Raw genomic sequence first — 11,574 nt, forward strand, 5'->3', positions numbered from 1 at the left:
TCTATCATAACTTCATAAAAATGGTATTAGTTGTCATTGCCAGCGACAGCGAAGCAATTGCAGTAGCTTAGGAATAGTTGTCATTGTCAGCGAGGAGCGAAGCAATCGCAGCAGCTTAGGAACGGGCATTTCGTGTTAATTCACTTAACCCAAAATGCCCTCCAACACCGCAATACTTACACTTTCAAAGACAAGGCATCGACATCAGATTGCACCCGAGAATTCAAGTTTGCCAAATCGAATTGCGAAAAGTCAGAAGCCGACAACTGATTCGGTTGAACACCTTGCAACACTGCCAGCGAGTTGCTACCCGCATTCACCAAAGTGCCAGTTCCTTGTTGGACAAAACTCAAATCCTCAAACTTCAAATCGTTGGCTAAGCCAATTTTGTCTTCACCGATATGGAAATCTAGGAAACTATCAAAACCGAAGTCGCGAGCCAAGACAAACGTATCGTGTCCCTTATTTCCGGCGAGGGTATCTTGGCCCATACCGCCAAACAGCAAGTCATCACCTTTGCCACCCTGGAGCATATCATCATTATCACCGCCGATCAAGATATCATCGCCGCCATTGCCGTCGATAATGTCCTTTCCTGCTAGTCCGACGAGAGTACCGTCTAGGTTGCTACCGTTAAGAAGACCGCCCTCTTGTGAGGCAATTTTTCCATTAGTAGGACTAGACAGTTTGTTGATGTCATACTCTAGCCGATACTTTGACCCACTGCCATTCATGATGTTGACAAAGTGAAAATTACCTTGTCCGAGCAGGGGTTCGCTACCCTTAGCGACATAACTGGTTGTACCGATGAAATCATCACCGCCTTCAAAGATACCATCCGCATCATAGACATCGAAACTCATACTGTTGCTAAAAGGGATGGTCTGAATGAACTCTCCATTCGGGAGGAAGGCACCATCACCAATTGTTGTGGTTCCTGTTAAGGGGTAAAGGGTAGCTGTGTCTCCCGTCCGCATTTCCTTGGCTCCGGGGCGTGTATTATTTGTGAATCCAGGAGCCTGCTGAAGTGAATTACCATAGCCAAAACCAAATTTGAAACCGTTGACATTCATATAAATGTCGTCGTCGCTTAATACGTCTGCACCGTTTTGAAGACTGGTGAGTTTGATATTGGTAGCTACGAATTGTGTCATGATAAGTTTCTCCTTTGAAATTAAGTAAAAGAATTGCGAGCTAATTTCGTCGCAGTAAAACCTCGGCCTGTCTACCGGGATGCGGTAGCGAGACTCGATTGCTGCACAAGCCTGGTGAGGCTAAGAGCTAGAAATCGTTGAAATTTTGCGGAGATTGCCAAGCGTTTTGCGAGCGAGAGTTAAACAATTAGCTATTAGTTTTTTGCTGTTTGTTATCGCTTGAGATGTGCGCTTTGGAACCTGATATATCTACATTAGATTGGGATTCTTGATGTGTCTGTACAGTAAAAGTATGGACTTGAGTTGCAAAAGTCAGGTCAGGCAAGCCAACCGTCTGAGTGATGGGCCCGGATAGCTTGGCCTGCAACGGCTTGGGGCGAAATGGGATGGCTCAGAACGATCGCCCGCGCATCGCTATTTCGGCTGAAATTATCAAAAAACATTTCTCGAATACCAAAAAGTATGGAAATGTCAGGTAAGGTATCTAAGTAGGTATACTGATACACACCATTGGTGTCAGCTTAATGTCAAACAGCAGTCTCGGACTACTGTTTGACGATTAGGCCTAGAGCCCCCCTAGCCCTCGTTAAGAAGGGGTGAACATGATTCGGATCGAAGTTCCCGCCACAATTCGGGGGATGCGAGGGGGATCTGGCCTCTGCGGTAAACCAAAGATAAAAAGGTTTTCAGGCTGGTTGTTGACACCAATGGGATACACGCAATATCATTCCCAGCCAGCGCAAAGTCCTGCGATCGCCTCGCTTCACTCGCTGACGCTGGCAATGGCACAGTTGAATTTATTCGTACCTACCTATTCAATGAAGCCTAGGTAAGCAACTATGGACTTAGATCGAGCCCTGGAAGTGGTAGATCGAGTCGTCTGCACTGCAACCGGTCGCCAATTGACGGATGTAGAGACGGCAATCTTCAAAGGGGCTTGGCACAACCAAACTTACGGACTAATTGCCGAAACCTACGGGTATTCCGAAAACTACCTGCAACGGGATGTCGGCCCGAAGTTCTGGAAATTTCTCAGCAAAGCCTTTGGTGAATCAGTCAGTAAAACTAACTTTCGGTCGGCTGTAGAACGCCAGCAGCGCAGCGATGATGCAGCAGGAAGGGCGGTAGAAGAGCAGGAATACAGGGGAGTAAGGCAACAGGAGAGCAAGGAGACAGAAGAGGCAGGATCGGCGGATCGAGCTGAGGTAGTAACTTCACCTGAAAATCTACGGGCTTTCCGCGCAGATTGGGGGGAAGTAGTGGATGTTTCGATGTTTTACGGTCGATCGCCCGAAATGGCGACGCTAACTGAATGGGTGGTGGGCGATCGCTGTCGGTTAGTCGCGATCTTAGGCATGGGCGGCATTGGCAAAACGGCACTGTCGGTAAAGTTAACTAACCAAGTTTTGATCGCGTCGAAATTGCAAGGAAAAAACGAATTTGAGTGCGTAATCTGGCGAAGTCTACGCAACGCTCCGCCCTTAGAAACTCTGCTCACCGATTTAATCTCGTTTTTGTCGAATCATCAAGACTCGCAGGTTAATATCAGCCGATTCGCGCATTATTTGCGTACCTGCCGCTGTCTGGTAATTTTAGACAATATGGAAACAATTTTGCAGTCGGGCGATCGCGCCGGACAATGGCGTTCGGGCTACGGAGATTACGGCGAATTGCTGCGGATTGCCGGCGAATGTTCTCATCAGAGTTGTTTGATGCTTACCAGTCGGGAGAAACCCGCTGAGGTGGCTGCTGCTGAAGGCATGGGTTTAAAAGTGCGATCGCTCCAATTACAAGGTTCGCCACAAGCAGCCCAAGCGATTTTTCAAGCCAAAAGACTGACAGGAACGCCAGAACAAAAGCAGCTTTTGGGGGATCGCTACGGCAACAGTCCTCTAGCACTGAAAATTGTTGCGACTTCGATTCAAGACATCTTTGACGGCAATATTGCAGAATTTCTCCAAGAAGACACCATTATTTTCAACGGGATTCGCCGCCTGCTAGACCAACAGTTCGATCGCTTAACGCCGTTAGAAAAGTCGATTATGTACTGGTTGGCAATTAACCGCGAATGGACAGCGGTTTCAGAACTGAGCCAAGACATTGTACCTCCGACTTCTAGAGGAAATCTGCTGGAGTCTTTGGAGTCGTTGACTTGGCGATCGCTGCTAGAGAAACAGTCGGGCAAATATACGCAGCAACCTGTAGTGATGGAGTACGTGACGGACAAATTAATTGAGCAAGTAAGTGCAGAGATTGTCACTTCAAATCAACCGTCTATTCTGGTTTTTCAAAGTTATGCGCTAATCAAAAGCACCGTCAAAGATTACGTCCGAAACACTCAAGTCCGGCTGATTTTACAGCCGATTGCCGACCAATTCGGGAAAACCTTTGGGGCAAAAAGTGCGATCGAACAACAGCTCATGAGTATTCTGGCAATGCTCAGAAGTTCAGCAGCGCAATTTTCCGGCTACGGCTGCGGCAACCTAATTAACCTCTGCTGTCACCTGAAAATTGATTTAACCGGCTATGACTTTTCTCGCCTTACAATTCGCCAAGCCGATCTCCGAGAAGTCAATTTGCACCGCGTCAATTTTGCCCGCGCCAATCTAGTTCAGTCGGTTTTTACTCAAACCTGCGCTGCCATCTTGTCGCTAGACTTTAGCCCGAATGGAGAGCTGCTGGCAACCGGAGATGCCAACGGCGAGGTGTGTTTTTGGCAAACGGACGGTCAACCTCTCTGGCTCTGTAGAGGACACACGAGTTGGGTGAGAGCCGTTCACTTCAGTCCAGACGGACTCACCCTCGCCAGCAGCTCTTTTGACCAAACGGTGAGGCTCTGGGATACCCGCACGGGGAAGTGTCTCCACACTTTGCAAGGTCATAGCAATTTGGTCTGTTCCGTGGCCTGGAGTCCCGACGGACAAACCCTAGCCAGCGGCAGCGGCGACCAAACCGCGAAACTGTGGGATGCCCGCACGGGTCAATGTCTCAACACCTTCCAGGGACATACCGATTGGGTGTGGGCGGTGGCATGGAGTCCCGACGGACAAACCTTAGCCAGCGGCAGCGGCGACCAAACCGCGAAACAGTGGAATGCCCGGACAGGTGAATGTCTCAAAACCTTGGAGGGACATACAAATTTGGTCTATTCAGTCAGCTACAGCGGGGACGGGCAAACTCTGGCCACTGCCGGTTACGACCAAACTGCCAAACTGTGGGATACCGACACGGGTGAATGTCTCAACACCTTGCAGGGTCACGCCAGCCGCATCAATTCAGCGGTATGGAGCCGTGTTGCGCAAACCCTGGCCACCGCCAGTAGCGACCAAACCGTCAAACTGTGGGACGCCCGCACCGGCCAATGCCTGAAAACTTTGCGCGGGCATACGGGTCAGCTATGGGCTGTGGGTTGGCATCCCGACGGACAAATCCTTGCCACTGGCGGTGACGATCAAACGGTGAAACTGTGGAAGTGGGACACTGGTGAATGCCTCAAAACTTTCGTCGGTTACTCGAATCCGATTTGGTCGGTGGCCTGGAATCCCAACGGGCAAACCCTTGCCAGCGGGAGTACCGAGCCGGCCGTCAGGCTGTGGGATGCCAGCACGGGCGAGTGCAGCACAATCATGCGAGAACATCAGGGTTTGCTCGGTGCACTGGCCTGGAGTCCTGACGGGCAAATTCTTGCCAGTGGCGGCAGTGACGGAACAGTCAGCTTGGGGGACGGCAACACCGGGCTGTGTCTCAAAAACTGGCTAGCTCATGGGGCTTGGGTTTGGGCGGTAACGTGGAGCCCGGACGGGCAAATCTTTGCTACTGGTTCTCAAGACGAAACTGTGAAAATTTGGGATGCGCGTACGACCGAGTGTCTCAAAACTTTGGAAGATGGAGTTAATTGGGTTTGGTCGGCAGCATGGAGTCCGGACGGGCAAATCCTTGCTATTGGCAGCGCGGATCACACGATCGGGCTGTGGGATGTCGGTACGTGGGAATGTGCGAACATTTTGGAGGGACACGCTAGCTGGGTTGGTGGCGTGGCATGGAGTCCCGACGGTCAAATCCTCGCTAGCAGCAGCAGCGATCGAACGGTGCGGCTGTGGGATACTCGTACCTGGCAATGTCTTCACATCCTGGAGGAGCATACGAATTGGGTGTGGGCGGTGGCATGGAGTCCCGACGGGCAAATTCTTGCCAGCGGCTCTCAAGATGAAACTGTGAAACTGTGGGATGTTCGCACTGGAAAGTGTTTGAAAACTCTGGGGCAGCACGCCAGTTGGGTACGGGGAGTAACGTGGAGTCCCGATGGGCAAATCCTTGCCAGTTGCAGTGCGGATGAAACTATTAAACTGTGGGATTTGCAGACGGGCGAGTGTTTGAAAACGCTTCGGGGCGATCGGCCTTATGAAGGCATGAATATTACCGAAGTAACGGGAATAACGGAGGCACAGAAAGCTACGCTTGAGGCGTTAGGTGCGGTGGCAAAAAATCATTCTGAAGCTTTCGGAATTTGATATGATTTCATATTTTCACTTGAGATGACAGTGACAATTCGGCTTTTCAATCAAAGACTCAACCAAAGCATTCAAAGCAACCGCCGCCAACAAACCGCCGCCAAAAGTTCCCACAGTTGTAATATAATCAACGCCCGATCGCACTAACCGCCGTTTCGCCACCGGAGAATGACTAAAACCGATTGGCATACCAATTACCAAAGCAGGTTGCAGTTCCCCGTTCTCGATCGCCTCGCAAACCGCCATCAGCACAGACGGCGCATATCCGATCGCCAATATACATCCTTTTTCCAGTTTCAACAACTTTTCAAACCACTCACCCTGCTGCCAGAATTCCTGTTCCGCTTCCGCCGCAGCATTGATGTGCGGATCGTCAATTAAAGTTTCAATACTTGTTCCCAAATGCGCCAATCTTGTCCGATCCAAAGCTGCAAAAACAGGCGGCACATCAGCCACAATTTGACACTGATTTTTCAAAGCTTCCCGCGCCGATTTAATCGCCGTTGCGCTCAACTTCACAAACGGCAGCAGCGAACAATCACCGCAGGCTAACACCAGTTTAGAAAGCAAGTCTACCTCTATTTCCGAGCGATCGGCCAAATCCGGCAACAAATGCTGCAACGACTCCCCAAAATCCTCCGGGTGAGTGTGCGCCCCCGCATCCCAACCCTCCCAAAATTGTTCCAACTCATCCAACCCCCCCTCACTTTCCGCCTGCAACAGCCTTAATTGCGCCAGGGCGTCCGCTTGCACCGCTTGACAGGAAATATCCCGTCCCAGCAATCCTTCCAGCGCCGAAGCCGTTTCTCTGAGGCGAACAATTTGCTGAATAACCGACAGATATTGCCGTTGCAGAGTGGCCATCAGCGCGTCAGGCGAAGCATCCGCGTCAGTTTCTAACAGTTTGCGGATGTGAGACAGTTGAAAGCCTTGCTGCTTGAGTGCGACTATTCTTTGCAGTCTTTGCACATCGCTGCGGGTATACAATCTATAGTTAGAGGTCGATCGCACGGCCGGAGATAGCAGCCCCAAAGCGTGATAATGTCGCACCATCCGAGGGGTAATTGTGCCTTTTACCGCTTCTGTAAGTTGTTTGATTGTCAGGTATTCTTGTTGCATTGGTTGAGAGTGATTAAGACTCGGCGGTTGGAAACCGCGTCTACACACACGAAACCTGCCTTCGCAGGTTGACAGAATCATGTATCCCAGTCCGCGGAGGCGGACTTTGTTTGTGTAGCCGCGGTTTCTAACCGCCGGGGCCTCCGTTTATTTGTGTGCCCGCAAACTCTACGGTTTCTAACCGCCGGGGCCTCCGTTTATTGGTGTGCCCGCAAACTCTACGGTTTCTACCCGCCAGGGCCTCCGTTTGTTTGTGTGCCCGCAAACTCTACGGGTTCTAACCGCCAGGGCCTCCGTTTGTTTGCGTAGTTATTGATGAGTTTTGTAACTTTGTTGGGTTTTACTCTTGACATTAACATTAATGTCAAGGTTTAGGCTACAGAAGTCATTCTACCAAATCAAGCTTTACAAATGACTTCTAATTCTTTGTCAATTTCTCGCATCTCCCAGTTAGCAGAAGAACATCCCGACGCTTTAACAGCCGCCCTGTGCGGAATTCTAGTAATCTTGGGTTCGCTAGCCCTGCAATTCGGCTGGCTGGGTTTAGCCGTATTCATCTTACCCGCGGCTTATGTTATCGGCGGCTATTCCAGCACCCGCGAAGGCTTAACTACCCTTTTTCAAGAACGCGAATTAGATGTAGATTTGTTAATGATTGTCGCTGCTTTGGGCGCGGCCGGTTTGGGGCTGTGGCGGCAAGAATATCATTTAATTGTTGACGGTGCGGTGTTGATTTTAATCTTTGCAATTAGCGGCGCGCTTGAAGGTTATGCTATGCAGCGGACTGAACGCAGCATCCGCAGTTTGATGAGTTTGACTGCGGATACTGCTAGGGTGGTAATGTACGGCGGGGAACGGTTCGTTGCGATCGACAAATTGGAAATTGGCGATTACATTTTAGTCAAGCCCGGAGAAATTATCCCCACAGATGCGATAATTATTGAAGGCTACAGCGCGATCGACCAAGCATCGATTACCGGCGAATCGATGCCCGTGGAAAAAACCAGGGGCGATGAAGTCTATGCAGGTACAATTAACGGTGTCGGCGCGCTGAAACTCGAAGTTCATAAAACTCCAGAAAGCAGCTTGATTCAGCGAGTGATTCGGCTGGTTCAAGAAGCGCAAACAGCAGCGCCGCCTTCTCAAATGTTTGTGGAAAAATTCGAGCGCGGTTATGCCAAATTAATTGTCGGTGTAGGCTTGCTTCTCGCAACTTTGCCGCCCTTTGTTGTGGGCTGGAATTGGGAAGAGACAATCTATCGGGCGCTGATTTTCCTAGTAGTCGCATCCCCCTGCGCGCTGATGGCTTCGATTATGCCGGCGCTGCTTTCGGGAATTGCTAATGGGGCGAGACAGGGGATTTTGTTTAAAAGTGGCGCGCAATTGGAGATGATGGGTAAAGTCAGGGCGATCGCCTTTGACAAAACCGGAACTCTCACCACGGGAAAACCTGAAGTTATCCAAATTGTACCAGCAGCCGGATATACTGAAACAGAAGTTCTGCAATTGGCTGCAGCCCTCGAAGCTCATTCCGAACACGCGATCGCCTCTGCAATTGTCAGCGCCGCCCAGCAGCAACAGTTACCATCGTCAACCGCTACCGATGTACAAGCAAAAATCGGTCAAGGAATTATCGGCAAAATCAACAATCAAATCATTGCTATTGGTAAAGCCAACTTTGTCCAAGCAACTTCCGAATTGAGTCAAATCAGCCAGCAGTTGCAAGCCGAAGGTAAAACCGTTGTTTGGGTGGCAAAAGGCGAGCAGCTTTTAGGAATCATTGCAGTAGCAGATACCATCCGCCCCGAAGCAGGAGCAACGGTAAAACGCTTGCAAAAATTAGGCGTAGAACATATAATTATGCTAACCGGCGACAACGAGCAAACAGCTCAACACATCGCCCGTCAATTAGGCATCAATGAAGTGTACGCCGAACTTTTGCCAGAAGACAAAGTGCAGGCAATTAAACAACTGCAAACCCAGTATCAAACTGTAGCAATGGTGGGAGACGGCATCAACGACGCCCCTGCCCTCGCTCAAGCTTCCGTGGGTATTGCGATGGGGATTTCCGGCAGCGATGTTGCTTTAGAAACTGCTGATATCGTATTAATGGCTGATAAGTTAGAGCAACTAGCTAAAGCAATTATTTTGGGTCGCCGCGCTCAAAATGTTGTCAAACAAAACATTGTTTTTGCACTCAGTTGCATTGTGCTGTTATTGGCAGCTAATTTTTTTGGAAATATCACCATGCCTTTTGGCGTCATCGGTCACGAAGGCTCTACAGTAATAGTAACCTTAAGCGGTTTGCGTCTCCTGAGAAATTAGACACCAAAAACAGCTAAAATCGAAGCAGAGCAAAAGAGAAATACGTTCCCAGGCAGAGAGAGCCTGGGAACCAGAGTCTTATCTGCGTTCACCTGCGTTAATCAGCCTTCATCTGCAGTTAAAAATTCAAAAAAATATTAAGAAAAACTACAATTTGTGTTTGGGTCACTCAAAATACGCTAGCGTCAAAAGTATTGAATCATACCAAAATCTGAAATTGCTCGAAACTGCAATAAAAATTAACCTAGAAAAAGTCTAGAAAATGGTATAGAACAGATTGCACCAAGAGCAATGGAAAACAAGTTTTCTGTTGGAGGCAATATGAACGAAAAAGTCCTTGGGGCCACGCGGAACGTTGCAATTGTTGGCCCTTATTTAAGCGGTAAAACCGCACTGCTGGAAAGTTTGCTGTCGGTGACAGGGACAATTACCCGCAAAGGAAATGTTAAAGAGGGCAACACAATAGGTGATAGTTCGCCGGAAGCGCGCGATCGCCAAATGAGCGTAGAAGTAAACGCCGCCACCGCTGAATATGAAGGCGTCCGCTTCACATTTCTCGACTGTCCGGGCTCGGTAGAATTTGTCCAAGAAACTTACAATGCGCTGATTGGTGTGGATGCGGCGATAATTGTTTGCGAACCAGTTGCCGATCGCACTTTAACCCTCGCACCCCTGTTTAAATTCCTCGATGATTGGGAAATTCCCCACTTAGTTTTCATCAACAAGATCGATCGTGCTTACACAGACGAAACTACTTGCGGCACCAACTTCACCGAGGTGATCGACGCGCTCAAATCCGTTTCCAGTAGACCGATCGTACCTCACCAATATCCGATCGGCAAAAACGAACAAATCATCGGTTTTATTGACTTAGTAACCGAACAAGCTTACCACTACCATCCGGGCGCCGCCGCAGATCCCGTCCCGCTTCCAGAACACCTCAAAGCACAAGAAAGCGCAGCGCGGCAGCAAATGCTCGAAGAATTGGCGAATTTTGACGACCATTTACTCGAAGAATTGCTCGAAGAAATCAATCCCGACGCCGAAGAAATTACCCGCGATTTAAAGATGGAATTAGGCGCAGATTTAATTGTGCCAGTATTCATCGGCATGGCAGAACAAGATTTCGGCGTGCGGCCTCTGCTGGAAGCTTTGCTGAGGGAAGCGCCGACACCCGAAACTACAGCCGATCGCCGCGGCATTATACAAAGTGAAAACAAAGTTCTGGCTCAAATCCTCAAAACCTATTACACGCCGCAGGGAGGTAAACTATCGTTAGTGAGAATGTGGCGGGGGACGCTGGCAGACGGAGCAATTTTGAACGGCGTTCGAGTTAACGGTTTGTATCGCTTGACCGGCCAGCAAACGCAAAGTTTGCAGTCTGTCAGCGCGGGGGAAATTGTGGCTGTGGGAAGGCTAGAAGGCGTGAAAACAGGCGATACGCTGGCGCTAGACCGATCGGAAGAATTGCCAAAAGCCGAAATCATCCCGCCTGTCTACGCACTGGCGATCGTCCCAGAAAAGCGCAACGATGAAGTTAAGCTGAGTTCCGCTTTAGCTAAATTGTTAGAAGAAGACCCATCTTTAGTCTGGGAACAGCACGGCGACACTCACGAAATTATACTTTGGGGTCAAGGCGAAATCCACCTGAAAGTAGCCTTAGACAGGTTGCGCCGCAAATATAATTTGCCGATGGCGACTCACTTACCCCAAGTGCCATACAAAGAAACCATCCGCAAACCAGCATCTTCCATCCACGGGCGCTACAAACACCAAAGCGGCGGACACGGACAGTTTGGCGACGTGTACCTCGACATTCAACCGCAGCCCCGCGGAGAAGGTTTCACCTTTAGCGACAAAATAGTCGGCGGCGTCGTCCCAAAACAGTACATTCCCGGCGTGGAAGTGGGAGTGCGCGAGTATTTGGATCGCGGCCCTCTGGGTTTCCCGGTGGTAGACGTAGCGGTGACGCTGACGAACGGTTCCTACCATTCCGTTGACAGTTCCGAACAAGCTTTCAAGCAAGCGGCGCGTTTGGCGATGCAGGAGGGAATGGCCAAGTGCGAACCTGCATTGCTGGAGCCGATCGCCAAAGTTGAAATTTGCGCTCCGAACGAGTGTACATCAAAGGTGTTGCAGTTGGTCAGCGGACACCGCGGCCAAATTCTCGGCTACGAAGGTAAAAAAGACTGGAAGGGATGGGATGCAGTTTCTGCTTATTTGCCGATCGCAGAAATGCAGAATTTGATCGTAGAATTGCGCTCCCAGACAATGGGAGTAGGATTTTTTAATTGGGAGTTCGATCGATTGCAAGAAGTGCCGGAACCTTTAGCTAAGCGGGTTTTGCTAACGACTGCCGGCAATGGAAACGGTAACGGTAAAAGTTAGTTAGGGCTTGCTGAAAATAAGCGAAAAGCTGACTGTACAAGGCTGATAGAAGTCTTACAAGGGCAAAGAGGACACGA

At 49.7% G+C, this 11,574-nt stretch carries 7 protein-coding genes; 4 read left to right on the plus strand and 3 right to left on the minus strand.

From position 1 onward, the window contains the following. Window positions 1-176 precede the first annotated feature (176 nt). Complete coding sequence (locus QUA23_RS08900) at window positions 177-1,154, minus strand: hypothetical protein (protein ID WP_333073957.1); 978 nt, start codon at window positions 1,152-1,154, stop codon at window positions 177-179. A gap of 317 nt (window positions 1,155-1,471) precedes the next feature. Beyond that, on the minus strand, window positions 1,472-1,660 hold the full coding sequence (locus QUA23_RS08905; RefSeq protein ID WP_333073959.1) for a hypothetical protein: 189 nt from the start codon (window positions 1,658-1,660) through the stop codon (window positions 1,472-1,474). Between the two features lie 96 nt (window positions 1,661-1,756). On the opposite strand from QUA23_RS08905, the gene QUA23_RS08910 reads away from it, so the two are divergent. Continuing rightward, window positions 1,757-1,987, plus strand: coding sequence for a hypothetical protein (locus QUA23_RS08910; protein WP_333073961.1), 231 nt, complete (start codon window positions 1,757-1,759; stop codon window positions 1,985-1,987). A 6-nt stretch (window positions 1,988-1,993) separates the two neighbouring features. Then, window positions 1,994-5,665 (plus strand): WD40 domain-containing protein, encoded by a 3,672-nt coding sequence (locus QUA23_RS08915; RefSeq protein ID WP_333073963.1) that lies wholly within the window; start codon window positions 1,994-1,996, stop codon window positions 5,663-5,665. A 15-nt stretch (window positions 5,666-5,680) separates the two neighbouring features. Here the strand turns inward: QUA23_RS08915 and QUA23_RS08920 are convergent, their stop codons facing one another. Further along, window positions 5,681-6,784, minus strand: coding sequence for a precorrin-8X methylmutase (locus QUA23_RS08920; protein ID WP_333073965.1), 1,104 nt, complete (start codon window positions 6,782-6,784; stop codon window positions 5,681-5,683). 411 nt (window positions 6,785-7,195) lie between these two features. Here QUA23_RS08920 and QUA23_RS08925 point away from each other — a divergent pair, with 411 nt between their 5' ends. Both QUA23_RS08925 and QUA23_RS08930 read left to right on the plus strand, forming a co-directional pair. After that, window positions 7,196-9,109 (plus strand): heavy metal translocating P-type ATPase, encoded by a 1,914-nt coding sequence (locus QUA23_RS08925; protein ID WP_333073967.1) that lies wholly within the window; start codon window positions 7,196-7,198, stop codon window positions 9,107-9,109. Window positions 9,110-9,430: 321 nt separating this feature from the next. Continuing rightward, window positions 9,431-11,497 carry an elongation factor G gene (locus QUA23_RS08930; protein WP_333073969.1) on the plus strand — a complete coding sequence of 689 codons (2,067 nt, stop codon included), beginning with the start codon at window positions 9,431-9,433 and terminating at the stop codon, window positions 11,495-11,497. The last annotated feature ends 77 nt before the right edge of the window (window positions 11,498-11,574 follow it).

Source organism: Microcoleus sp. Pol1C5, assembly GCF_036701115.1.
Lineage (GTDB): Bacteria > Cyanobacteriota > Cyanobacteriia > Cyanobacteriales > Microcoleaceae > Microcoleus.

What these genes read in the sequence shown, in the direction of transcription:
- QUA23_RS08925 (WP_333073967.1), top strand. Translation starts at nt 7,196, where the DNA reads ATGACTTCTAATTCTTTGTCAATTTCTCGCATCTCCCAGTTAGCAGAA.
- QUA23_RS08910 (WP_333073961.1), top strand. Translation starts at nt 1,757, where the DNA reads ATGATTCGGATCGAAGTTCCCGCCACAATTCGGGGGATGCGAGGGGGA.
- QUA23_RS08915 (WP_333073963.1), top strand. Translation starts at nt 1,994, where the DNA reads ATGGACTTAGATCGAGCCCTGGAAGTGGTAGATCGAGTCGTCTGCACT.
- QUA23_RS08920 (WP_333073965.1), bottom strand. Translation starts at nt 6,784, where the DNA reads ATGCAACAAGAATACCTGACAATCAAACAACTTACAGAAGCGGTAAAA.
- QUA23_RS08930 (WP_333073969.1), top strand. Translation starts at nt 9,431, where the DNA reads ATGAACGAAAAAGTCCTTGGGGCCACGCGGAACGTTGCAATTGTTGGC.
- QUA23_RS08900 (WP_333073957.1), bottom strand. Translation starts at nt 1,154, where the DNA reads ATGACACAATTCGTAGCTACCAATATCAAACTCACCAGTCTTCAAAAC.